Origin of the sequence: Siminovitchia jepli, assembly GCF_047228825.1 — a bacterium.
Lineage (GTDB): Bacteria > Bacillota > Bacilli > Bacillales > Bacillaceae_C > Siminovitchia.
The window spans coordinates 1-23,225 of record NZ_JBFEGN010000003.1; the positions used below are offsets into that span (position 1 = coordinate 1).

The window sequence follows — 23,225 nt, forward strand, 5'->3', positions numbered from 1 at the left end:
AATTTTCAATATCCATTTGTTTCAGAAACTGAAGGAATGGCAATAATCCAGCTATATTGGTTGAATTTTTCAAATGAAAGTTAGCTTTAATATTTGATAGGTTTGTGGTAAACTTCACCTTAAAGGTGCTCCTTTCTTTGGGATTTAGTTTAGTACAAACCTAATTATACCAAAGGTTGGAGCCCTTTTTGTATTTATAAACTAGATTTTACTTTCGTAATCCAGGATTCATGGATGCTGGCCAGCCAAATGAAATGGGCTTACAAATAAGCGATCCGGCTGGTGGATGGTTGCGAAAAAATAGTCAAGTTCAACCACAAATGTTCCAGGCAGCCAGAAATTGAATTGCATCAATTTGTACACAAGACAGCTATCCTGTTCCTTGGGTTTAGTTCGTCATCTCTATACGATTACACTCGCTTGTATAACGAGTGTGATCGATGAAAAAACTTCACGAAAACAAGTTACGATTCACACTGGCTTGGAAAAGCCCGGTTTTGTCTACCTTGGTTTAAGTTTTCGTTTAGCCCTTCAAACACAAGAATAGAAAAAAACAGCAGATGCGAATGAACGCATCTGCTGTTTTGTGTTGATGCCGGGATTTTTTTATTGGAGTGCACTTATCCGCCTTATCATCATGAAGCTTAAAGACACCACAGGTGAAAAAAGACTCTTTTAACTTGTGTTTTCCTGGTTTACAAAAACATTAAAGTAATCTCATAGATATATCCTGAAACAATATCAGGTTCTATTCCAAAAACGTTGCTGAGCAATTGCAGATACAAATTCTTTTCCGAAATTTGGGTTGTTTGCGGCAAAAACAACTCCGGCCAAGTTGTTTTTTTCTGATGCATGAATATAAGACTGTCCCGTTGAGGCAACACCAATCGGTTTAAAGTGTTTGTACATCTCGGTGACGAAAGTTATAATGTTTTGATTAAATTTCTCTTGATTCTGGTAATTTCCTCCAACAACATAGAGCGAATCATACAAGACAGAGTAGGTAGTAAGAAATGTCTGGTTAACTTTAATTTTTGTACCATCTGCTCCTGTGACGGTACCAAGCATTTCACTGATAATGTCCATAAATACGCCATTTTTTGCCAGTGTATCAAGAACATGGCTTACTTCTTCACCATTAAATCCATCGCCGATTAAAACACCCACTTTTTGTGTATAGGCATAATGCGGTGTAGTTAGCTGGCTAAGCGCAGGGGAGCTTTTTGATACCGGAACATGAGAACCTTTTGGCCGTTTCACACCAACATGGTCGGCAATCGTGCAGGCCATTTCTTTATCAACGTTCGCCCACATTTCGACATTTTGCTGGCGGACGGATTTGCTTTTCACTCTTCCAATATGGTAAATAAAATTTTCCACCATGTCTTGTTGCTCAATCGAAGACAAACTGTTCCAATAAAGTCTGGGCTGTGAAAAGAAATCAAGGTACGATTCGCTTGGGACTTCCCTGGTTACATGTCCTTCGACTCTTTCAGGATAATTGACGTATCCGCCTTCTTCAAAAGAAGCCTCGGCTGGAGTATTTCCCGCTAACGAATTATTATGATAGTGTACGGAATCAACGTCGATTCGATGTCTTTGATAGCTATCCCGCAGGTTATAGCTCCTTTTTACGATCGGTCTGTTAACCGGGATATCATTAATATTCGCTGAATGTTGCCGATATAATTCCGTATCCCTGTAGGCAAATGCCCTGCCCTGCAACACCGGATCATTGGTAAAGTCGATACCTGGAACAAGATGTGCAGGATCAAATACAGACTGTTCTTCCTCTGCAAAGAAATTATCAACAAGCCTGTTCAACGTCATTCTACCGATTATTTCAACAGGAACCTCTTCCTCCGGCCAAAGCTTTATATCATCCAAAATATCAAAATCATAATTAAACTCATCTTCTTCAGCAATAAGCTGGACGCCAAGGTCGTATTCAGGGTAGGCTTTCTTTTCGATCGCTTCAATAATATCCCGGCGGTGGAAGTCCGGATCAACCCCTCCGATAATATTCGCTTCATCCAGCAACAATGAATGAACACCAAGTACAGGCTCCCATTTAAATCTGACAAAGGTTGATTTACCTTGTTCATTAATAAATCGAAACGTATTGATCGGCCAGCCCGCCATCATGCGCCAGCTTCTGGGACGGCCACGCATCGACATCAGCCACATCACCATATGGGCTGATTCTTGGTTATTCGCAACATAATCCCAAAAATTATCGTGCGCGGTAGTCGCTTGGGGAATATCCGTAACGGGGTTCTGTTTAGCAGCATGCGCCAAATCCATAAATTTCATGGCATCAGCCAAAATGAAGACGGGAAATTGGAGTGACAATGAATCATAATTTCCTTCTTGGGTATAAAACTTGACCGCAAAGCCGCGAATATCTACCGCTGTATCCTTCGATCCTTTATTCCCTGTAAAATTGGAAAATCGAACAAACACGGGTGTTTTGCGCCCGTCCTCCTGCAGGAAGTGCGCTTTCGTAACATGTCGCATCGATTTGCAGGTTTCAAATTCCCCGTATACTCCGAAGCCTCTGGCATGGACGACTTTTTCCGGTATTCGTTCCCGGCTGAAATGCGACTGTTTTTTATAAAAATGATAGTCTTGAAATAATAGCGGACCGCGTTTTCCTGCCCTTAATGTAAAAGTATCATTTGAAACTTTTACACCGCTGTCATCCGTCATTTTCTTTTTCGGGCCGGTATTTTTTTTGCGGTACCGGTCCAGCTGCTCTTGTTTCCTATTTTCATCAGCCTTTTTATTCTTTCTTTCATTATCCACTAAATCACCATTCCTAACATATATTTTAATTCAATCATATGAGTTCCCATAAAAATTTATTCAATTATCATTTTTGCTTTTTAAATAGTAAAATGAAGAAGTGAAAAAAATGATTCAAACATTGGCGAGCAAAAAACGCTCCCCTCTTAAGAAATGGAAGCGTTTCTGCTTTTCAATTTTTTATTGTAAAATTCTTTTGTCATGAGATGGGCATGTTTAACTTTCTTTAGTCCGAGCCACCATAGAAAAAGCATGAACGGCAGAATGTAATAAATCCAATTCTTCCCCGAAACCAAGATATAATCATATAATCCATGCAAGACAAAAGGCACAAAAAAGGCGGTGAACACCCATTTCCACCCGTTTTGTCCATATTGAAACTTGCCCTTTCCCAAGTAATAACCCATAATGACACCGAATAAAGCATGGCTTGAAACAGGGAGCAATGCACGTCCCAACGCGAAATTTATTCCATTGGCCGCCAAATAAAAAATATTTTCCACGGTTGCAAAACCGAGTGATATACTCGCTCCGTAGACAATTCCGTCAAACGGCTCATCAAACTCTGCATGCTGATACACATACAAGAAAAGGACAAACCATTTAAAAAACTCTTCGGATAAAGAAGCTGAAAGAAATGAAGATAGCAAATCACTTTGAAAAATCCCCTCAGCATCGATTACATATTGTATAAACATGATTGGAAACGTTAAAATTGCACCAAGCAAAAAGGTTTTAAAAACAATCAGCACAGGTTCCTGCCCAAATTGGTCCCGCAAATAGAAATAGCTCAACAAAGCCAATCCCGGGGCAATTCCAGCTGATAAAATAACCAGCATTCCGCGGCCCTCTTTCTTTTTCTTTTCCTTCATCGTATCATGTAACTGACAATTTGAACATGCCGGATTCCAAAAAATAAAGGAGTTGAAGATATGAAAAATTTACTTGTTATTCATACAGGCGGAACAATTTCCATGAAGAAAGATTCCGCGACCGAAACAGCGGGAATCGGATCCCGGAATCCGCTGTTGGAAACAACCGATACATTGACGGATTCATCCCATTTAAACGTCATTGAACCTTTTCATAAACCGTCACCCCATATGACCGTCACTGATATGGTTTACTTAAAAAAAATCATTGAAAAGGAATGTTCCGAAAAAGGTTACGATGGAGTGGTCATTACGCATGGCACGGATACAATGGAAGAAACCGCCTTTTTTCTAGATTTGACCGTGCGGGCGGATGTTCCGGTTGTTTTGACAGGAGCAATGCGTGCAAGCAATGAAATCGGCGCCGACGGATTCAGCAATTTGCTTTCAGCGATACGCACTGCAGAGGAAGAACAAGCCAAAAACAAAGGCGTTCTCGTAGTCTTTCATGATGACATACATACAGCTGTTGACGTCACCAAAACCCATACAACAAGCGCGGCCGCTTTTCAAAGCCCTCTGGCAGGCCCTGTCGGAACCATTACGCCCAATCAAGTTTTATTCCGCTACAATCCGCTGTTGCAAAACAAGCTGCAAGTAGATGAAATCAATAAACAGGTCGCACTGTTAAAAGCGTATGCCGGCATGGATTCATCTATACTCCTGGCCTTAAAGGACATGGCGTATGACGGCGTAGTGATTGAAGCCTTGGGACAGGGAAATCTTCCTCCCCAAACGACACAGGGCATCGAAACCCTCATAAGGTCTGGCATCCCCGTTGTTGTTGTTTCAAGGTGTCAAGGCGGTTTCGTCTATCCCGCCTATCATTACCAGGGAGGGGGAAGCCATTTGAGAGATTTGGGCGTTATATTTTGCAATGGTTTAAACGGACAAAAAGCCCGGATCAAATTAATGGCCGCCTTGATGAACACGAAAGACCGAAACGAATTGATCCGCATCATGGAAAATTAACCATGCTTTGTCTAAGAAAAACGCAAGCGCCCGTTTTAGCAACGTACAAACTGGAGCTCCGCACGATATAAAGGAAACACGGCGAGGAACGAAGGCTCAGGCAGCGACAGATATTTTTTCAGCCTGATATTCAAAAAAACTTATGATTTCTTTAACAAAAAAAACATCCCGGTCATTGATTGGACCGGGACGTACATATCATTTCCTTTTCCTTAATCGCTTTTGCAATTTGCCCGCCGTGGAAGCGGCCATTTTCAATAAATATTTCATTTGCGTTGTTTCCGGCTGCGATCACGCCCGCAATAAACAAACCCGGAATGTTCGTCTCCATCGTTTCCGGGTCAAACAACGGCTTTCCTGTCCGGTCATCCATTTTGACCCCCATCGCTTTTATAAAGGAGTGATCCGGGTGATAACCGGTCATTGCAAAGACAAAATCATTCGCTATCACTTCTTCTTTATCGCCATTCACATACCGAATGCTCTTTTCCGTAATCTCACGTACTTCCGCATTAAAAACCATGGCAATCTCGCCGTTCCTCACCAATGCTTCAAAGTCCGGCAGTACCCACGGTTTAATGCTCGGCGAATAATGATCCCCCCGGTATAGGACCGTTACGCGGGCTCCGGCTTTTTGCAGCTCCAGGGCTGCATCAATTGCCGAATTTTTGCCGCCGATCACGGCGACATCCGTATCAAAATACGGATGGGCCTCTTTAAAATAGTGGGAAACTTTGCCAAGCTCCTCCCCCGGGATCCCCATCATGTTCGGATGATCGTAATAACCGGTAGCGACTACAACATACCGGGAACGGTACGTGTCTTTATCGGTTTTTACAGTAAAAAATCCATTCTCTTTTCTGATGCTTGAAGCCGTCTCAAACCGGTGAATCCTTATATTCGTTCTTTTGGCCACTTCACGGTAATAGGTTAAGGCCTCATTCCGTTTCGGCTTGCGGTTAACAGTAATAAACGGAATGTCTCCGATTTCCAATTTTTCACTCGTGCTGAAAAAGGTTTGGTGGGTCGGGTAGTTATATATCGCGTTGACAATATTTCCTTTTTCAATGACCAGCGGATTTTTCCCTATATGTTGCAATGCAATTGCTGCAGACAGGCCGCATGGCCCCCCTCCAACAATGATGCATTCTTCTTGTACCATGTACGAAAACTCCCCTATCCTGGCGTTTGCTAAAAAACCTCTATTCATTATGATAGGAGATTTTTAGAACATGTGCAAAGCTTATGCGCCTTAAAAATATTGCTGTAATAGATGGATTGCTTCATTTTCAATAATCAATTCCCCATAATCACCCAAGTAGGCATCCGAAAAGATCGATATGTCGCCATACTCGCTGAAGATGCTGTCGAAATGTTCGTAATATTGCGGATCGGCATTCGCTTTTACAAAGTATTTATTTTTCAACACATATAAAGAGTTGTTCCCTAATGGCACCGAAGAACCTGTTAGCCTTTTGGACAATAATATGACGTGTTCAAAATCATCAAATTGAAACAGGAGAATATGGTCGCCATTGTGGGAATATTTTCCGGCTGTGATTGAGGGAATTTGCTCTCCTTCCTCATCTTCAATCGTTAATATAAGAACAAGTTCTTTTGATGTAAGTGAAAAAATCTCCACGGAGACGGCTCCAAAATGATTCAACTCAAATATGCGGCCGGCTTCATCCAACATTTCATCAAATAAAACGTCCCATAAAAAAGATTCCTTCAGTATTTCATCTTGGAGAAACCCCTTATTCGTCAGCTCTTCGAACGTAATGGAATATTTAATTTTGTTGGCTGATATTCTTTCGAGTTTCATGTCATCCGCCTCCTGCCCGGTACTGTTACCTCCATCATATGAAGGAGCCGGCGGATGGTTCGCGAAAGGTCTCCGGGCAGAATATCTACTTTTGCCCCTCTGCATGTTTGATCGTAACAAGATGGGTTTCTGCCGGGGCACCGAGCCTTAATGGCAGCAATGTTGTTCCGTATCCGTTGCTGATCAGTATCGTGGTGTTGAAGTGATGAAATGTTCTTCCCCGTTGATAAGGACCGAAACCAAAAAGCCGAATTTGCCCGCCATGTGTATGACCGCTCAAAACAAGGGCAATGTTGTCTGATTTTCTTATAGCATCAAGGATAAACGGCTTGTGGCTGAGCAGGATTTTAAAATGACGATCATCCAAAGAATGTAAAATGGCCCTTAATGAAGGTTCGGACGGTTCATGATCATCAAGACCGATCAGTGCAATTGAACTTTCTCCCTTTTGAAGAAATGCCGCTTCATTTTTTAAAACCGTGACGCCGCATTCGCGAAACAATTTATTCAGCTTTCCGGTATTTATTTCGTAATCGTTATTTCCCCAAATGAAAAAGACCGGTGCCGCCTGTTGCAGCATTTCGATATTTTTCCGGGTTCTTGAAAGGGGCACGCCGCCTTCCGTTAAATCCCCGCCAATGACTACAATATCGGCTTTTCCTTTGATATTTTGAATGATGGTCTCGTGAACGAGCCTTTTATGAATATCGGATATGAAGAAAATCGTTAATTCTCCCCATTGTTTCGGGAAATCCGGAAATGCAAGCTCCTCTTTTTTCACTCTATTGTGAAAAGCTTCTTTTACCATGAAAATCAATAAAAGCGCCGCCAAAAAAAGAATGGTCCATATCATCCAATACATAAGATCACCCTGATTATCATATGGGTAACATCTTATCACACGATCAATGAAAAGTGTCAAAAGAAAAAACGCTAACGCGTTTTTTCTTTGAAGTGAGAGGTAGAAGGTTGGATTTGACTAAATGCGGACTGCCAATTTCTTTCTATCCCTATATCATCCTTTGATGCCCTGAAGCCAATCATCATAGCAATCATCACAAAGCACTTCTTCCAGATCTGTATCACTTACTTGGAATGTGGCAAAATGCCATTCATTTTCCTCCATGGGCCTCATGCAATAAAAACAGCTTTCAGACATTGTCATCCCCCCATATATGGATTATGAATTAGTTTGTAATATTTGATGATGTCTTATTCGGACAAAGTGAAAAGGGAAAGCAATTTTCATCAATTGCTTTCCCTTTTCATTGAAAATTACTTGCTTTCATGAAACAAGTTGATGTCATATTGCACTTTGATTTGTTCAAAAATCTGGTATCTTTCAGACCAGCTTTCTTCTTGCCATAAATCCCGGCTTTTATCAATAATCTCACAGCGCAAATCTTGATATTCCTGTTCGGCCTTTTCTTTTCGTTCATAAAAAATTTTTACCGAACCGAACAATAGTGCTCCAACGATAAACAAGTAAGTAAAGTGGGTTGTCCCTATCATGGCCGAAATAGCTTCCACCGCTGATAACTCGTCGGGGATAATGACATATTTGTAGCAAATATAACATAAGGCAAGACAATACAAACAGGCGATCGCCAAAAGCAAAAGATGAAGGCTTTTGTAACGGTCAAACTTGAGCTTTCTTTCAATCAAATTCTGGATCATTCTTTTCGTCGCTTGATCTGTTTGATCATCCAGCTTTTGAAAAAGCTTTTCCATTGTCATTGTTTCTTGCCTCCTCATAGACTTCTTACTCAATCTATGATTCAGCATGGGCATCTATGATCGATCTTTACGGCTTTGGAATTTTTAACGTTTGGCCAGCGCTGATTTCATTGCTGGATAACCCGTTTGCCTGTTTAATTCGGTCAACGCCTTGCTGCGAGCTGTAATATTTCATCGCAATTCTAAACAACGTTTCACCAGGCTGTACTTGGTGGTAAATGAAACCATCCTGCCCCTGTTCTGTATTTTCATTGTTTTTTTCAGGTGGAGCTTCCTCTTTTTGTTTCTCCTTTTTCACCTCTTCTTTTGGCTGAGATTTTCGTTTTGGGCCTTCATTGGAAGAAATTTTCTTTTGATGTGTAACATTCTCTTTTTTTTCTGTCTCTTGTTTCCGATCTTTTTCTTTTACATTGTTTTCATTTTCTTTTGGGGAGTTTGTTTCATCCGTTTCAAATAACACTTCTTCCCCGGAGCTTGAGTCTACACGTTCAGCATTCGGCTTGTCTCCAAGGTGAATGAACGACAATATGGCAACGGGCAGCAACAGCAGCAGCAGCAAAAGGATAAGCGGAACCGATATTTTGGCATTGCTCTTATGCGCTGCTCTTTTTTTATATTTAGACCGGTGATACTCGGCCCTTGAAGGCAGACTTTCTCTTTGAGCGCCCGATTCCTTTTGTTTATTGTTCATACCGATCATTAACCCCTTTTATACTTTCTTGAGCAAATTTCTTTTTTATATATATTCCGAGTAAAAAGTCGATTGTAAAATGCATCGCCATTACAGGCAAAAGCTGATGTCCGGACCATTCATAAACGATCCCGATCCAAAAGCTCAACAAAATAATGTTTACGATTAAAAACCAATGTGCCCAATAGCGTACATGTATCAGGGCAAATATAATACTGGCAATGATGAGGCCAAACTTGGTTTGCAAGATTCCCCTGAATAATAGCTCTTCCGAAACCGCCACAATGAATGCAACAACGGCGATTTTCCAATAGGGCATTCCGGAAAATAATTTGGTATTGATGCCGCCGTCATCATAATACTTGCCGGGTAAAATGCTCATTAAAATAAGATCAATAAGGACTACAGCCAAGCCATTGGCGGCCCCGAACATAACCTGCATGGCATTAAACCGAAAAAAAAAGTTCGGATCCCAAAAATCAACAAATAAAAATGTCCCGGCCAATAGGGCAATAAATAGTGAAATCATTTGTGTCATATACAGGTGGTACAAAAGCTCTTTCGCGCTCATTTGGCCAATAAGGTCTGCTTGTCTCTTCATTTTCATGAAAGTCCACTCTTTAGAATGATTATTTCAAGCACATAATGCACATGAACAAATGATGAACTTTATATCATTATCCATTCAACAATATTCTATCATGAAACCAACTTTTCGACTATGTTCTCCCGCTTCCTCCACCGTTAAAAAAATTTCGCCAATGATCTTTCATACGTTTTTTATTGTTGAAATGTCCATGGAGGAGCATTAATATATATTCAGTGGTGAAAATATTATGATTCACGTGCCCTTGAATCATATGGAGGTTTTATTTGTGCCGAAGTTTACAATCGTTGACCAGGATACTTGCATAGCGTGCGGCGCATGCGGAGCGGCTGCACCTGACATATATGACTATGACGATGAAGGGCTTGCTTACGTCGTCCTTGATCATAATCAAGGTACAGAGGAGGTTCCCGAGATACTGGAAGATGACATGATGGACGCGTTCGAGGGCTGTCCGACCGATTCAATAAAAGTTGCCGACGAACCGTTCAATGGCGATCCCTTAAAGTTTGAATAAAGCGCCTGCCCGGCGCCGGGGACTGAAACGGGCAACCTGGAAAAACCAAAAAGCGCCGAAACGGCGCTTTTTCTTTTGTTGGTTATGCGTTTTTATAAACAGCCTGCTTTTCGATCCAGTTTCGCATTCGTGTATAAATTAATAAGAAAATCACTGTCACAATCAGGCCTTTGATCATATTAAACGGCAAGATGGCTGCCACAACCAATTGCCTTAAAGCAGAAGTTGACATTGGGTCCCATCCAAGCAAAATAATGTAGGCAGGCAATATTGCGACATAGTTTAAAATGCTCATAAAAACTGACATGAAGATCGTTCCGGCAACCAGTGAAACGGCAAGGCCCCAATTTTTATTCAGCTTTTTAAAAACAAAGTAAGTCGGAAGAACAAAAACGATTCCTGCAATAAAATTGGCAAAATTTCCAATCGGAATACCGGCTTCGCTGCCAATCATCAGGTAATCAATGAAGTTTTTGATCAATTCCACCAATACAGCAGCCAGCGGACCATACATCAAACCAGCGATTAACGCAGGAATATCGCTAAAATCCACCGTCAAATATGCCGGAAACGGCGGAATTGGAAATTTGATGAGCATCAATACAAATGATAAACTGCTCAGCATTCCGATGGCTACAAATGATTTCGTATTCAATTTTCTCAAAATCCTCTCTCCTTTTGAGATTCATCCCATGTCGAAGAAAGGTTTGCCCCAAATCTGCCAAATAAAAACCCCCAAAGATTGACTTTGAGGGAGAATTATCGGCATGCTCGAATAAGCGTCCAAAACCTGCATTTTGAACGCACGGCAACCTCCATCTTCTCCCATCCAGACTTTACTGTCGGCTTTGGATTCACACCAAATCCTGCCCCAAAAGAGGCTCGCGGGCTTAGAAGCTCTGACGCTTCATCACCGCCGGTCGGGAATTTCACCACGCCCCGAAGATGAATCGTATGTTGTTATTTGTTGTCATTATACAATAAAAAACTTCATATGTGAATAGAAAAGCTTGAGAAAGTGAAATCCTGGCCGGAAACCGGGGAATACGATCCAGACCGATTGCATCCAGTGATGTTACCCATGAAACAAGAATTAGCGCCATTATTCAACAGAAAATCCCGCTTTAACGGGCAGTAATAAGATCCTGCTTCATGAATTCGGTCACTTATTCAGCTGCCGGCAGGAAAATGGTAAAGGTTGTGCCTTCATCAAGCTTGCTTTCAACCGTCATCGTGCCATTATGGGCGTCTATGATATTTTTGGCAATGGCAAGCCCGAGGCCTGTTCCGGCCTTCCCTCTTGTCCTGGCTTTATCAGCTTTATAAAATCTCTCAAAAACAAAAGGAAGATCCTCTTCGGGAATGCCGGTTCCATCATCTTGCACCGTAATCATCAGGCCATTATCGACAGTTGCCTGGCTAACCTTTATCTTTCCGCCTTCATGTGTATGCCTGATGGCATTATCAATCAGATTGGTCAATACTTGTTCAATGCGGTCAGAATCAAGTGAAAAATAGACGTTTTCTTCGACGCTGCTTTTGAGTTCAATGTTGTTTTCCCGCGCTATTGCCTGAAATTTGGCTGTAATTCTTTGGACAAACTTCCCCGCATCCACTTTTTCATAATGAAGGGTAATATGGCCCGCTTCCATCCTTGCCAAGTCAAGCAGTTCATTGACGAGCCTGCCGATTCTGAGCGATTCGTCATATATGATTTTGATGATTTCCTGTTTTTCTTCTTCCGATCCCGCTATGTCATCAATGATGGCTTCACTGTAGCCTTGGAGCATGGCAATCGGTGTCCGGAGCTCATGGGAAACATTGGCCACAAAATCGATCCGCAATTTATCCAGCCGCCTCTCTTCTGTCATGTCACGAATGACAGCTACAGCCCCCCGCACACTTTTTTGATCATGGTTGTATAATGGGCTTACAATAACGACGTAATATCTGCCCTGTACAGAAAGCTCCCCGGTTTGTTCCGTTTCATCCGCAATTGCTTTTTCCAGAAGCGCAGCCAGTTCAGCAGGAATGGGATGTTCAGTTTCCGCTTCACCATAAGGCCATAAATGCAAAAACCGTTCGGCCGGGGGATTGGTAATCAGAATCGTACCGTCGCGGCTGAATGTCATGACGCCGTCCGCCATGCTGCTCAATATGTTCGTGAGCTGCTCTTTCTCCTGGCGGAGCACGTTCATGTTAAACTTCAGCCGTTTGCCCATCTGATTAAATGCAACGGCAAGCTCGCCAATTTCATCATGGGTCAAAAAAGGAACACGTGTATCAAAGTTTCCTTTTGAAAGCTCAAAGGCGGCCTCTCTCATTTTTCTTAAAGGAGCGGTAATGCGTGTTGACAAAAAGAAGGCAAACACGGTTGTCAGCACGATGGCAATTCCGGCTGCAAGCAAAATGAGATTCGCGGTTTGTTTTGTCGTTTCCTTCAATACGCCGAGAGACTGATAAATGAAAATGGCCCCGTTTTCACCTTTATTCAGACTGAGCGGCACTCCGGCTATAATGTAGTTTTTAAATCGGCCGCCGGTCTCCTCAAGTTCAGTGATGGACAACTCTTTTTGTATGACTTCCCTTTCGGTAAACACTTTTTTCAATTCCTTATCCTCAATAAAAACGTGCGCCGGTATTTTATTGCCTTCTTGTATGTTTGGGGAGTACAAAAATCTGTCTTTATCATACGCAATGGCAACGCCAACAGGGTCATCCACAATCTCGAAGACAATTTCTTCTCCAAGCCCGTCATCCCGATGGGCTTCTATAATACCGGATATTTTCTTGGCGGAATCCGATAAATCCTGTTCAATTTCATTTACATGATACTTTTCAAAAAATTGGATCAGCAAAATCGTTAAAATGATCAGTACAAAGGAAACCAGCAGCAGAATGGTCATCCAAAGCTTGCCGACTACGCTATGCCAAAGCCTCATTCATTTCCTGCCTCAAATTTGTATCCCACTCCCCAAACGGTTACAATCATTCCTGCTGCTTTTTCTGATACGCGATTCAATTTTTCCCGAAGTCTTTTAATGTGGGTGTCAACCGTCCTTAAATCGCCAAAAAATTCATATTGCCATACTTCTTTCAGCAAATGCTCCCGATCAAAAACTTTATCCGGGGATTTCGCCAGGAAGTGAAGGAGTTCATACTCCTTGGGAGTCAAATTCACTTCTTTTCCGTCAGCCGTAACCCGGTGGGCATCATGGTCGATGGACAAATGCGGATAAACAATAATATCCCGTGCAGTCGGATCCGTTTGCAGGAAGCTGGTCTGTGAAGACCTTCTCAATACGGCTTTGACGCGCAAAACCACTTCCCGCGGGCTGAACGGCTTGACAATATAGTCGTCCGCCCCAACCTCAAAACCTTGAACCCGGTTTGCCTCTTCTCCTTTGGCCGTCAGCATGATAATCGGTGTTGCTTTTTCTTCACGCAGTTCTTTACAAACTTCAATCCCGTCTTTTTTCGGCATCATTAAATCGAGAAGGATGCAATCGTAGTCTTGGCTGATTGCTTTTTCCAACGCTTCTTCACCGTCGGCCGCCTCTTCAATCAAATAATTCTCCCGCTCCAAATACATTTTCAGCAGCCTTCTGATCCGATCTTCATCGTCGACGACCAATATTTTTATGTCCCTTTCCATCCTAATCCCCCCAAGCAATATAGTCTAGTCCTACTCCTATTGTATTCGAAAAAGACCCGCACTGAAAGCAGCGGGCTTTTTCAAGATGGACATCCAAACCGGGCTATGCATAGGAATGCAAGCCGGCTATAATCAGGTTAACAAATACGAGATTGAAAATGATGATGGCTACGCCTATAACGGCGAGCCAGGCTGAACGTTCTCCGTGCCATCCCCTTGATAAACGCAAATGGAGGAAAGCAGCGTAAAACAGGAACGTAATAAGCGCCCACACTTCTTTCGGGTCCCATCCCCAAAATCGGGACCAGGCAATCTGGGCCCAGATCATGGCAAAGATTAAACCGCCAAGGGTGAAAACCGGAAATCCGATCAAAACAGAGCGATAGCCAATTTCATCCACAAGGTCCAAATTAACCTTTTTCACAAGCGGCCTAAGGAGCATGCTGATCCGCTTCCGGAAGATCAGGCGCAGCAGCCCGTACAATATTGTGCCAAATAGTATGGTCCATAAAACGGTATTCAGTTTTTTTGCATTAATGATTGCCGGCATTTCAATGACAGGATTGAAGCGTCCCTCTGTCAGCAGCTCGCCTTCATGGGGACCGACAAGTGCCGGAAGCTGGTAGGATACCTCTTTTGCTGCACCGTTTTTATCCACCCAGGAAAAATCCGCTTTATAGTGGGCTATTGAAAATGCCGATGAGATGACAATAAATGCAATGGTTGCGACAAGGCAGTACATAATCGCTTCCAGCCAAAATGATCTTTTATCTTTCACCGAAGGGTCAACCGCTTTTAATAAATAAATGATTCCTGCCACAAAGCTGACGGATAAGATGGCCTGTCCTGCCGCTACAGTGGTGACATGGATATGAAGCCAATCACTTTTCAGCGACGGGATAAGCGGGCTGATTTCCCTGGGAAACATGCTGGCAAATGCGATTAATATCATTGCAACAGGCAAAGCGAATAATCCAAGCACATTCAGGCGATAGATAAAATAAATGAGAATAAAGGCCCCAACTAGCATCATCCCAAAAAAGGTGGTAAATTCAAACATATTACTGACAGGAGCGTGCCCCGCTGCAATCCAGCGGGTAACAAAATAACCAAGCTGAGCGGCAAAACCGATTACAGCTGCTGTAATGCCCAGCTTGGACCAACGGTTGGGTCCTTTTTCCTTTTCCCTGCCCCTTTTGTCACGGATTGCCCCGCTGAACAGAAATGTTCCGACGAGATAAAGAATAAAGGAAGCATATAATAAATTACTGCTTAATTGTGCCAGATTCTGCATCATTATTCCTACTTTCTTTACCTTTAATTTCTTTTTGAGACTGATCTATTGGTTCAGGAATACTTGTGCCTTCAACAACTCCGGCAATTTCACGACTCAAACTATGCCAATTTTTGTTTGTATGGCCGGCAATAAGCAGTTCGCCGTTTTTTTGTTGCAGCCAAATACGCCGGTGGTTCCAATAGGAACCCTGGATGACCCCGATCATGAAAATGGCTCCCCCGACAGCCAGAATCCACAGCGTTAAATCCTTTCGGACAGTCAGGCCTGTCGCATTTCTCGTTCCAATATCCTTGAACGCCATTTTATACTCCGTTTCGCCAAGCGGTTCCACAGTTTGTCTAATGGCCGTAAAACTCACTTCTCCGTCCGGATGCTCGGGTGAAATCATATTAAATAAAAATGCAGGGTTATTCGGGACAGGTGACTTCGTCTGCGGTTCGCCATTTTTCGCAAAACCGGAAAAATCCGGGTAATAACCCAAAAGCTCTACTTTATAGCCATTTTTCAAATCGTAGCTCGTTTTCGGATCAAACAAATCAATGGTTACTTTGCCATGCTCCGTTTCTGTTTTCTTGTCTATTAAAGAAAAAGTCATTGTCTTAAATTCATCCTGTTTGAAATTGACTTGGTATAAGGCGAAATGGTCAAATTTCAGCGGCTCATTTACGCGAATCTCGGCATCGGTTACTTTAACCAGGTTTTCGTCGGAGCCTACCGCTTTTTCTTGGTCCCTTTTGTAAAGAACTACATCGGACTGGAACTTCTTCACTACGGAACCGGCCCTTTCAAGGGCGGCGCCGAAAACTTCTTTGTCCTTTTCCTTGTTATAAAACTCTACCGTAGATTTTTTGTTTTCCAAAACGTATTCATTATTTGTTCCCGGGATCGTTTTTTTCTCCCCTTCACGCAGCCACAGCTCCTCGTCCACATACATGCCCGGGACGAACCGCAGCATGCCGCCGATCAGGAAAATGATCAGGCCGATATGATTGACATACGGGCCCCACCGAGAAAATCTCCCTTTTTCAGCAAGTATATTGCCGTCTTTTTCCCTAATGTTATATCTTTTTTCTTTTAGCCTTTTTTTAAACGTTTGAATTTCTTCTTCCGGAACCGTTCCTTCGTAACGGCTGAACAATCGCTGCCTTTTTAAAAAACCTTCGTGCCGGTCAACCCGCTGGTTTTTTAATGCCCGATGCAAAGGAACAACCCGGTCAAGGCTGCAAATAACAAGCGAAACGCCGATTGAGGCAATTAATAGCAGGTACCACCAGGAGCTGTATAAGTCGTGAAAACCAAGAGCGTAATAAATCGTTCCGAAGATTCCGTACTCGCTTGAATAATATTCGGCAGGGTCGGCATTCGGCGGTATGTACATCGCCTGCGGAAAGATCGTTCCCAGCGCGGAAGCAATCAGTGTGATGACAATAAGCCATACGCCCACCTTGACAGACGAGAAAAAATTCCATACTTTGTCAATCAGCGTTTTATTGTATGTTTGGGACCTTCTGGCGCTGCCCTCATAACGCATATCGTGCAAGTGTTCTTTTTTGGCTTCATCGGTCAGTGCCCGCCCGCAGGCTTCACAAAGGACCGTTCCCTGCGGATTGACGTGGCCGCAAACACATTTGACATCATTCATAAAAAACTGCTCCCCTTACGGTTTAATACTCTCCAGCATCGCCTGTATATTGGCTTCCGTCTGTTCTCCCTCTACCACCTTAATGACATTCCCTTCCGGATCAATTAAAAACGTTGCGGGCAAATTATACACTCCGTACATATTCATGACATCTTTATTTTTGTCGTCCAAAATGGGGAAATCCAAGTCATGCTTTTCCACAAACCGTTTGATCGAAAATTCCGGCTCACCGACATTGACGGCCAAAATCTCAACGCCTTGATCCTTGTAATGCTTGTATTGGCTATTCATATAGGGCATTTCCCGTTCGCACGGCTTGCAATAGGTTCCCCAAAAGTTTAAGAACACGCCTTTCCCTTTTAATTCGGACAGTTGGTGCCGTTCCCCGCCAAGATCCGACAAAACAAAATCAGGAGCTTCATCGCCGACCGATACTTTTGAGCGCGCTTCTTTCGTAAAGTTGGCGTAAAGTGTATATGCAATTGCTCCGGTCATGATAACAAGGATGATTGTCCGAATGACCAGCCGGTTTTTTTTAGACATGACAGAGCATGACCTCCTTATTAAGACGCGAATATCCGTTTCCATTATAACACTTTCTGCATGAAACCATTGCGGTGGTTATGAAGGTTATGTGAAAACTTGGCCATTGTCTCCATCATTGCCCTGTTTGGGCAAGAACTTTCAATCTTTTGACCTCATGCACCGTTAATTCCCGGTATTCTCCCGCATTTAACCCGTGCAGGGTCAAAAACGCAAACCGCTCTCTCTTTAATTTCACCACTGGATGGCCAATGGCGTCAAACATTCTGCGTACTTGGCGGTTTCTCCCTTCATGAATGGTCATTTCGACAATAGCATGATTCTTTCGTTTATCTGCTGATAAAAGCTTTGCTTTAGCCGGTGCGGTTTTTCCGTCTTCCAGTTGGATTCCCTTTTCCAGTTGTTTCAACGTCTCCCTCGATGGCAGCCCTTTGACCTTTGCCACATACGTTTTGGGCATTTCATGTTTGGGGTGTGTCAATAAATGGGTAAATTCACCATCGTTGGAAAGAAGCAGGAGTCCGGACGTATCATAATCAAGACGCCCGACCGGATATATTCGTTCTTCAACATGCGGGAAGAAATCGGTAACCACCTTCCTGTTTTTGTCATCCCTGACAGCAGTGATGACCCCGCGCGGTTTATAAAACAAAAAGTACTTTTTTTCCTCCTGCTCCAATGGAATGCCGTTCACCTGAATTTTATCCGAAAGCCCCACTTTTGTTCCAAGCTCGGTTACCACCTTTCCATTGACCGTTACCTTGCCTTCTGCAATCAGCCTTTCCGCTTTTCTTCTGGAAGCGATTCCCGCTTGGGCAATGACTTTTTGTAAACGTTCCATTTTTTCACCTCAAACCTGCATTTTCTCTATGAATTATTGCATAAGTGCGGTGAAAATCAAAGAATGTTGACCAAAAATAAAAAAATCCGGTTAGGAACCGAATAATAAAGTCACGATGATGATGGCTGCCGAGATGCCGATCACATCGGCTATGAGGCCGACTTTTAAGGCATCTCCCATTTTTTTTATGCCAACAGCCCCAAAGTAAACGGTTAGTACATAAAAGGTTGTATCCGTGCTGCCCTGAATGGTCGAGGCCATCCTGCCTATAAAGGAGTCGGGGCCGTAAACCGAAATAAGGTCGCTCATAACGCCCAAGGCCGCGGTACCGGAAATGGGCCGGATGAGTGCAAGCGGAACAATTTCTGCAGGAACGCCAACTGAATCCAAAACCGGTTTGACAAGCTGGATCATGAAATCGAGTGCTCCCGAAGATCTGAAAACCGTAATGGCAACAAGCATGCCGACCAAAAACGGGATAATGGAAACGGCGATCTTGATACCTTCTTTGCCCCCTTCGACGAAATGCTCATACGTGGGCACTTTTTTCCACGTGCCATAGAGTAAAATGATTGCGATGATGACAGGGACCATCCATAATGAAATAATCGATATAAATTGCATCGCTATTTTACCCCTTTTCGGATTCTGCGGTAATAAAACAGTCTGTCCACAATAATGGCGCCCAGGGTGGCACAGATGGTGGCGATTAATGTGGGACCTACGATATCAGTTGGCCCCGTTGATTGATAATTCATTCGAATGGCGATAACGGTCGTCGGAATAAGTGTAAAACCTGAAGTATTGAGCGCGAGAAAGGTAATCATGGAGCGGCTTGCAACCGGTTTTCCCCCATTTAATTCTTTTAACTGTTCCATCGCTTTGATCCCGAGGGGCGTGGCGGCATTCCCAAGTCCAAACATGTTTGCAATGACATTCGCTAAAATGTAGCCGACTGCCGGGTGATCGCTTGGAACATCCGGAAAAAGCCTAAGGATAACAGGCCGAAATAAATTGGACAGTTTTTCCAAAAGGCCTGCCTCCTGGGCAATTCTCATCATGCCGAGCCAAAATACAAGAATGCTGATAAGGCCAATGCACAAAGTAACGGCTTCGCTGGCTGATTGAAATATGGCCTCGTTCACTTCTTTCATCGTGCCATTCAATCCGGCAAACACGAGGCCGATCAGAGTCATTCCAACCCAAATGTAGTTAATCATTTATCTTTACTCCAGTCTGAGTGAAAAATAAATTCTTGAATACGTCCCACCAGCTTTTTCTTCCGCCATGATCCAATTCCTTCAAGTAAATGGGAATTGTTCGCACGACGTCATTTTGAAAATAAAAAACCGCTTCGCCAGCCTGCCCTTCCTTCATTTTTCCCAGATCCTCCGGAGAAAGAATATGGTATTTGATCGTAATGTAGTCTACTTCCTTTTCCTTCAGCGGATAATTGACGTGATGCTTTACATACAATTGCTTGTCATCAGGAAGCTCGGCAATATCAAACAGTTCCCCTTTTGAAAGCAGTTGCTTGATTTGAAAATGCTCAAAACCGTATTCGTACAGGGAAATATGATCATTCCAATCATCAGGCGCATTTAGCGTAACGGCAATCAGGTTCATTCCGTTTTTGGAAGCTGTAGTGACAAGCGTCCGTCCTGCCTTTTTCGTAAATCCCGTCTTGCCGCCGGTCGTATATTGATATTTTTCGGTAAGCAGGCGGTTTTTGTTTTTCCACCTGATCTTGCCGTCCTCCCGCTCCACTGTATACGCTTTTGTTCCCGATATTTCTTTAAACATGTCATTGTTCATCGCATATCGCATGAGGAGGGCCATATCGTAAGGAGTTGAATAATGGTTTTCATGATCATCCAAGCCTGTAGGATTGGAAAAAACAGTATGGTGCATGCCGATTTCCTGGGCTTTTTGATTCATCAGGAAAACGAACCCTTCCACACTACCCCCTACGTGTTCTGCAATGGCATTGGCAGCATCGTTGCCGGAACGGAGCATTAATCCGTATAAAAGATCTTCAAGCTTCATTTTTTCGCCGATCTTTAAATAGATGGACGAACCTTCAGTCATGACCGCCGTTCTGCTGGCGGTAACCGTCTCATCCAGTTTTCCCGATTCAATGGCTAGAATCGCCGTCATAATTTTGGTAATGGAAGCGATTCTGGCAGGAGTGTCCGCATTATGATCATATAAGACCCTTCCGGACTCCTGTTCCATCAAAATGGCGCCAGCCGCACTCAGGGGGAGATCGGGTTCTTCTTCCTTGTCCTTTTGCGAAAAGGCGGCGAGCCATAAAATCATGCACAAGCTGATTACAATCGCACTGACTTTAACGTACATTCTTTTCCCTCGCCCCCCTTTTTATTTGTACAAGTCTATGCTCCACTCCCAATGATATGACAAAAAGAAAAAGGACGTTCATGATGCCATGAACGTCCTTTGTCCTGTTTTATTTGATTGATTCTTGAAATTTGCCATAGAAAAGATCAGCTTCTTCTTCATGTAATCCGTCGATTTTTGCATCAGGCAAAGGAGGGAGTTCTTTTAAATCCTTGAGTCCGAAATAATCCAGGAATTCTCTCGTTGTCCCGTATAAAATCGGCCGGCCAATCCCCTCTTTCCTTCCCGTTTCTTTAATAAGCCCCTTTGCAAGCAGCGATCTGATCGGGCGCTCTGTCTTTACGCCGCGGATTTCTTCTATTTCGGCCCTTGTAATGGGCTGCTTATAGGCAATAATCGCTACTGTTTCCAGCGCTGCCTGGGATATGGATGAATGCCGGGTGTTCTCCACCAGTTTGTGCAAGTAGCCGGAAAAACTCCTTTTCGTCACGAGCTGGTAAGTCCCGGCAAGAACGGCAATCGTAATGCCCCTATCCTCGTTTTCATCATATTCCTTCTTTAATTGATCCAGCAGACTGTGTGCTTCTTTCTCTGTTATTTCCAGGACGTGGCAAATTTGTTTTATGCTTAAGCCTTCATCTCCCGCCGCGAATAACAAGCTTTCGAGTACACCTTTTTCATTAGCTGCTTTCAAGTACAATCTCCTCTTTCGCCTTTAAGTATATCTCTTCAAAATTGCCCCTTTGCTCCACATAAATGGCATTTCCCTTCATCAATTCGAGCATGGCCAGAAATGTTACAATGATAACGTTCTTGTCATCATGGGGGAAAAGTTTCGAAAAATGAATGGGTGCCCGATTTTTCCCGATGATCGCCAGCAATTCCTCCATTCTTTGTTCGATTGTGATTTTTTGAATTTCCACCTTGGCAGCCGATGGCTTTTGCAATCTTTTTCTCTTTAACAGTTTGTTGTAGGCGGCCAGCATATCAAAAACCGAAACAGAGTCCGTTTCATGGGCCGGCTCGGCATCCTGGACAAATCGGGAAAGATCACTCGGCGGTTTTGTAAAAATAAGATTGCGCTCTTGCTCCTTTTGTTTAAAAACCTCCGCAGCTTCTTTATACCTTTTATACTCGATCAGTTGCTCGACAAGTTCTGTACGGGGGTCATCCTCTTCTACTGAAACGTCTTCCTCTGCTTCTTCCATCTTATTCGGAAGAAGCATTTTGCTTTTAATCGATAACAGCGTCGCTGACATCACCAGGTATTCGCTTGCTTCGTTCAGCTCCAGATCCGAAAGCGCATGTATGTACAGCAAATATTGTTCTGTCACTTCAGCCACCGGAATATCGTAAATATCAATTTCCATCCGTTTAATCAAATGGAGCAAAAGATCAAGCGGCCCTTCAAAAACATTTGTTTTCACTTGATATGTCATAATACCACCAATATTGTCGTTAAATTGTACTTTATCTTTTCATCATACAATATTTTTGGATTAAGAAGTAGGTAAATTCGGGTATTGCGCTACATATGCTATACTTGTAAGGAAAAACGCTACGCGTTCCTCCTTTGGAAGTCAGAGGCCAGAAGCCAATGGGTCTAAATTTCCGAAAGAAAATGTTAAACTAAAATAAATGATGCTTTTTTTATTTTATTGCGGATGCCGGAAAAAGCGAAAGGAGCCTCGCGATTGATTTATCCTTTTTCATATATCCTATTTTTATGCCATTTTCATGGAGACAGAGATTACTTTGAGTGCCACGAAATATTGGAAGAACATTGGAAGCGAAACGGGAAAGGGCGGAATTCCATTTGGGCCGGCCTCATTCAAATTGCCGTCAGCCTTTACCATTACCGGAGGGGCAATATTCGGGGAGCGATCAAATTGATGGCCAAAGCGATTGACATCTTGGGGGAAAAAAGGAGCGGGCTCCACGCTTTGGGCCTGAACCATGCCGAACTGATGGAAACACTTCTGAATAGCTTGGACAGCATGAAAACGGGGAAACTATATACAGCCATAAACCTCCCTATACAAGATACGGAATTACTGGCCATCTGTAAAGAACGGCTGCGGATGCATGGATATAAATGGGGCCATTTGAATGACACGGATGAACAGATCGTCCATAAGCATATCGCTTCCCACTTATCTCAAAAACATGCAAAGATAGCTGTCACAAAATAAACCCCCGGAATTAAGATTCCGGGGGTTCTTCGTCCGGGATGCCGCACTTTTCAAAAAAAGCGGAAGTATGCTCATCCGGTACGACCTTTTTGTTTTCGTGCAATTGTTTTAAAGACTTTACCATATTCTTGCCAATTCCTTGGCAGCGGTGGGATGGGTTGACAGAAATATGCTGCACTTCAATTTTGTCTTCGTCAATGACGACTCCGATGAGTCCTGTTATATCTTCTTCCTTCCAAAGATAAAGCTGCCAATTGTCATCGGTCTCGTATTGTTTTATCGTTTGCTGAAGCTTTTTCAAATCTCTTTCATTCGGCATAAATGAAAGCAGGCCCATCGCTATTTTTTCATAAGTTTTTTTGTAGCGAATTAACATCATTAATCCCTCATTAGTCTTTTTTCCGTACAAAATACCGTCATTTGTTCGGCACAATGACAAGCCAATAGAACAATCCCCATGCAAATGCCAAACCGAAGATGAAAAGGAACAAGATTATATTTTGCTTGCGCATGAACGGACACTCCTACTATCGTCATACTCACAACCAGGGATAAGTGAAACATCATGCCCCGCCGAACCTTTCCGTTTTGCGGCAGGAATCTTATTGCCG

At 43.1% G+C, this 23,225-nt stretch carries 26 protein-coding genes and 1 riboswitch; of the genes, 3 read left to right on the forward strand and 23 right to left on the reverse strand.

Translation table 11 applies throughout. The features are described 5' to 3' along the window. Positions 1–228: 228 nt before the first annotated feature. The 3 genes from AB1L08_RS02790 to prsW form a co-directional block, all read right to left on the reverse strand. Positions 229–363: a hypothetical protein gene (locus tag AB1L08_RS02790; protein ID WP_413063154.1), complete on the reverse strand. Its 135-nt coding sequence runs from the start codon at positions 361–363 to the stop codon at positions 229–231. A gap of 378 nt (positions 364–741) precedes the next feature. After that, positions 742–2,805, reverse strand: a complete 2,064-nt coding sequence (locus AB1L08_RS02795; protein ID WP_413063155.1) for a catalase — start codon at positions 2,803–2,805, stop codon at positions 742–744. 146 nt (positions 2,806–2,951) lie between these two features. After that, positions 2,952–3,644, reverse strand: coding sequence for a glutamic-type intramembrane protease PrsW (gene prsW, locus AB1L08_RS02800; protein ID WP_413063156.1), 693 nt, complete (start codon positions 3,642–3,644; stop codon positions 2,952–2,954). Positions 3,645–3,737: 93 nt separating this feature from the next. Between prsW and AB1L08_RS02805 the strand changes: the two genes are divergently transcribed. Continuing rightward, entirely contained in the window at positions 3,738–4,709 is a 972-nt protein-coding gene (locus tag AB1L08_RS02805; protein ID WP_413063157.1) for an asparaginase, read from the forward strand. 172 nt (positions 4,710–4,881) lie between these two features. Here AB1L08_RS02805 and AB1L08_RS02810 read toward each other — a convergent pair whose 3' ends face one another. From AB1L08_RS02810 to AB1L08_RS02840, 7 genes are all read right to left on the reverse strand, one after another. Beyond that, positions 4,882–5,871: a YpdA family putative bacillithiol disulfide reductase gene (locus AB1L08_RS02810; RefSeq protein ID WP_413063158.1), complete on the reverse strand. Its 990-nt coding sequence runs from the start codon at positions 5,869–5,871 to the stop codon at positions 4,882–4,884. Between the two features lie 90 nt (positions 5,872–5,961). Further along, on the reverse strand, positions 5,962–6,534 hold the full coding sequence (locus tag AB1L08_RS02815; RefSeq protein ID WP_413063159.1) for an adaptor protein MecA: 573 nt from the start codon (positions 6,532–6,534) through the stop codon (positions 5,962–5,964). A gap of 85 nt (positions 6,535–6,619) precedes the next feature. Further along, positions 6,620–7,396, reverse strand: a complete 777-nt coding sequence (locus tag AB1L08_RS02820; RefSeq protein ID WP_413063160.1) for a metallophosphoesterase — start codon at positions 7,394–7,396, stop codon at positions 6,620–6,622. A gap of 153 nt (positions 7,397–7,549) precedes the next feature. Continuing rightward, positions 7,550–7,693 carry a hypothetical protein gene (locus AB1L08_RS02825; RefSeq protein ID WP_413063161.1) on the reverse strand — a complete coding sequence of 48 codons (144 nt, stop codon included), beginning with the start codon at positions 7,691–7,693 and terminating at the stop codon, positions 7,550–7,552. 116 nt (positions 7,694–7,809) lie between these two features. After that, complete coding sequence (locus AB1L08_RS02830; RefSeq protein ID WP_413063162.1) at positions 7,810–8,271, reverse strand: DUF2663 family protein; 462 nt, start codon at positions 8,269–8,271, stop codon at positions 7,810–7,812. 67 nt (positions 8,272–8,338) lie between these two features. After that, positions 8,339–8,962, reverse strand: a complete 624-nt coding sequence (locus AB1L08_RS02835) for a LysM peptidoglycan-binding domain-containing protein (protein WP_413063163.1) — start codon at positions 8,960–8,962, stop codon at positions 8,339–8,341. Then, positions 8,952–9,569 carry a CPBP family intramembrane glutamic endopeptidase gene (locus tag AB1L08_RS02840; protein ID WP_413063164.1) on the reverse strand — a complete coding sequence of 206 codons (618 nt, stop codon included), beginning with the start codon at positions 9,567–9,569 and terminating at the stop codon, positions 8,952–8,954. The genes AB1L08_RS02835 and AB1L08_RS02840 overlap by 11 nt, the downstream gene beginning before the upstream one ends. Before the next feature lie 268 nt (positions 9,570–9,837). Between AB1L08_RS02840 and AB1L08_RS02845 the strand changes: the two genes are divergently transcribed. Further along, positions 9,838–10,086, forward strand: coding sequence for a ferredoxin (locus tag AB1L08_RS02845; RefSeq protein WP_413063165.1), 249 nt, complete (start codon positions 9,838–9,840; stop codon positions 10,084–10,086). An 82-nt stretch (positions 10,087–10,168) separates the two neighbouring features. Here the strand turns inward: AB1L08_RS02845 and AB1L08_RS02850 are convergent, their stop codons facing one another. The 12 genes from AB1L08_RS02850 to AB1L08_RS02905 form a co-directional block, all read right to left on the reverse strand. After that, complete coding sequence (locus AB1L08_RS02850; RefSeq protein WP_413063166.1) at positions 10,169–10,750, reverse strand: ECF transporter S component; 582 nt, start codon at positions 10,748–10,750, stop codon at positions 10,169–10,171. A 149-nt stretch (positions 10,751–10,899) separates the two neighbouring features. Beyond that, positions 10,900–11,037, reverse strand: a riboswitch (FMN riboswitch). 215 nt (positions 11,038–11,252) lie between these two features. Further along, positions 11,253–13,028, reverse strand: coding sequence for an ATP-binding protein (locus AB1L08_RS02855; RefSeq protein ID WP_413063167.1), 1,776 nt, complete (start codon positions 13,026–13,028; stop codon positions 11,253–11,255). Further along, complete coding sequence (locus AB1L08_RS02860) at positions 13,025–13,741, reverse strand: response regulator transcription factor (RefSeq protein WP_413063168.1); 717 nt, start codon at positions 13,739–13,741, stop codon at positions 13,025–13,027. Before AB1L08_RS02860 ends, AB1L08_RS02855 begins: the two co-directional genes overlap by 4 nt. A gap of 103 nt (positions 13,742–13,844) precedes the next feature. Next, on the reverse strand, positions 13,845–15,026 hold the full coding sequence (gene ccsB / locus AB1L08_RS02865; RefSeq protein ID WP_413063290.1) for a c-type cytochrome biogenesis protein CcsB: 1,182 nt from the start codon (positions 15,024–15,026) through the stop codon (positions 13,845–13,847). Then, entirely contained in the window at positions 15,007–16,680 is a 1,674-nt protein-coding gene (resB, locus tag AB1L08_RS02870; protein WP_413063169.1) for a cytochrome c biogenesis protein ResB, read from the reverse strand. Before resB ends, ccsB begins: the two co-directional genes overlap by 20 nt. Positions 16,681–16,695: 15 nt before the next feature. After that, positions 16,696–17,223 carry a thiol-disulfide oxidoreductase ResA gene (resA, locus tag AB1L08_RS02875; RefSeq protein ID WP_413063170.1) on the reverse strand — a complete coding sequence of 176 codons (528 nt, stop codon included), beginning with the start codon at positions 17,221–17,223 and terminating at the stop codon, positions 16,696–16,698. 115 nt (positions 17,224–17,338) lie between these two features. Then, positions 17,339–18,064, reverse strand: coding sequence for a pseudouridine synthase (locus AB1L08_RS02880; RefSeq protein ID WP_413063171.1), 726 nt, complete (start codon positions 18,062–18,064; stop codon positions 17,339–17,341). A 90-nt stretch (positions 18,065–18,154) separates the two neighbouring features. After that, entirely contained in the window at positions 18,155–18,688 is a 534-nt protein-coding gene (locus AB1L08_RS02885) for a spore maturation protein (protein WP_413063172.1), read from the reverse strand. Positions 18,689–18,690: 2 nt separating this feature from the next. Beyond that, positions 18,691–19,284, reverse strand: coding sequence for a nucleoside recognition domain-containing protein (locus tag AB1L08_RS02890; protein ID WP_413063173.1), 594 nt, complete (start codon positions 19,282–19,284; stop codon positions 18,691–18,693). Next, positions 19,277–20,422, reverse strand: coding sequence for a D-alanyl-D-alanine carboxypeptidase family protein (locus AB1L08_RS02895; protein ID WP_413063174.1), 1,146 nt, complete (start codon positions 20,420–20,422; stop codon positions 19,277–19,279). Before AB1L08_RS02895 ends, AB1L08_RS02890 begins: the two co-directional genes overlap by 8 nt. A 109-nt stretch (positions 20,423–20,531) precedes the next feature. Further along, positions 20,532–21,116, reverse strand: coding sequence for an SMC-Scp complex subunit ScpB (gene scpB, locus AB1L08_RS02900; RefSeq protein WP_413063175.1), 585 nt, complete (start codon positions 21,114–21,116; stop codon positions 20,532–20,534). Beyond that, on the reverse strand, positions 21,103–21,864 hold the full coding sequence (locus AB1L08_RS02905; RefSeq protein ID WP_413063291.1) for a segregation/condensation protein A: 762 nt from the start codon (positions 21,862–21,864) through the stop codon (positions 21,103–21,105). The genes scpB and AB1L08_RS02905 overlap by 14 nt, the downstream gene beginning before the upstream one ends. Positions 21,865–22,116: 252 nt before the next feature. On the opposite strand from AB1L08_RS02905, the gene AB1L08_RS02910 reads away from it, so the two are divergent. Beyond that, a complete protein-coding gene (locus AB1L08_RS02910) occupies positions 22,117–22,614 on the forward strand; it encodes a DUF309 domain-containing protein (protein ID WP_413063176.1) in 498 nt (165 codons plus the stop codon). A gap of 10 nt (positions 22,615–22,624) precedes the next feature. Here AB1L08_RS02910 and AB1L08_RS02915 read toward each other — a convergent pair whose 3' ends face one another. After that, positions 22,625–22,990, reverse strand: a complete 366-nt coding sequence (locus tag AB1L08_RS02915; protein WP_413063177.1) for a GNAT family N-acetyltransferase — start codon at positions 22,988–22,990, stop codon at positions 22,625–22,627. Positions 22,991–23,225: the final 235 nt, after the last annotated feature.

Bases quoted from the DNA above. Each gene is read 5' to 3' on its own strand.
- AB1L08_RS02880 (WP_413063171.1), bottom strand. From the start codon at position 18,064: ATGGAACGTTTACAAAAAGTCATTGCCCAAGCGGGAATCGCTTCCAGA.
- AB1L08_RS02835 (WP_413063163.1), bottom strand. From the start codon at position 8,962: ATGAACAATAAACAAAAGGAATCGGGCGCTCAAAGAGAAAGTCTGCCT.
- AB1L08_RS02820 (WP_413063160.1), bottom strand. From the start codon at position 7,396: ATGTATTGGATGATATGGACCATTCTTTTTTTGGCGGCGCTTTTATTG.
- AB1L08_RS02890 (WP_413063173.1), bottom strand. From the start codon at position 19,284: ATGATTAACTACATTTGGGTTGGAATGACTCTGATCGGCCTCGTGTTT.
- AB1L08_RS02815 (WP_413063159.1), bottom strand. From the start codon at position 6,534: ATGAAACTCGAAAGAATATCAGCCAACAAAATTAAATATTCCATTACG.
- AB1L08_RS02805 (WP_413063157.1), top strand. From the start codon at position 3,738: ATGAAAAATTTACTTGTTATTCATACAGGCGGAACAATTTCCATGAAG.
- AB1L08_RS02840 (WP_413063164.1), bottom strand. From the start codon at position 9,569: ATGAAAATGAAGAGACAAGCAGACCTTATTGGCCAAATGAGCGCGAAA.
- AB1L08_RS02825 (WP_413063161.1), bottom strand. From the start codon at position 7,693: ATGTCTGAAAGCTGTTTTTATTGCATGAGGCCCATGGAGGAAAATGAA.
- AB1L08_RS02830 (WP_413063162.1), bottom strand. From the start codon at position 8,271: ATGACAATGGAAAAGCTTTTTCAAAAGCTGGATGATCAAACAGATCAA.
- resA (WP_413063170.1), bottom strand. From the start codon at position 17,223: ATGTCTAAAAAAAACCGGCTGGTCATTCGGACAATCATCCTTGTTATC.
- AB1L08_RS02855 (WP_413063167.1), bottom strand. From the start codon at position 13,028: ATGAGGCTTTGGCATAGCGTAGTCGGCAAGCTTTGGATGACCATTCTG.
- prsW (WP_413063156.1), bottom strand. From the start codon at position 3,644: ATGCTGGTTATTTTATCAGCTGGAATTGCCCCGGGATTGGCTTTGTTG.
- AB1L08_RS02915 (WP_413063177.1), bottom strand. From the start codon at position 22,990: ATGTTAATTCGCTACAAAAAAACTTATGAAAAAATAGCGATGGGCCTG.
- AB1L08_RS02860 (WP_413063168.1), bottom strand. From the start codon at position 13,741: ATGGAAAGGGACATAAAAATATTGGTCGTCGACGATGAAGATCGGATC.
- AB1L08_RS02895 (WP_413063174.1), bottom strand. From the start codon at position 20,422: ATGTACGTTAAAGTCAGTGCGATTGTAATCAGCTTGTGCATGATTTTA.
- AB1L08_RS02885 (WP_413063172.1), bottom strand. From the start codon at position 18,688: ATGCAATTTATATCGATTATTTCATTATGGATGGTCCCTGTCATCATC.
- AB1L08_RS02810 (WP_413063158.1), bottom strand. From the start codon at position 5,871: ATGGTACAAGAAGAATGCATCATTGTTGGAGGGGGGCCATGCGGCCTG.
- resB (WP_413063169.1), bottom strand. From the start codon at position 16,680: ATGAATGATGTCAAATGTGTTTGCGGCCACGTCAATCCGCAGGGAACG.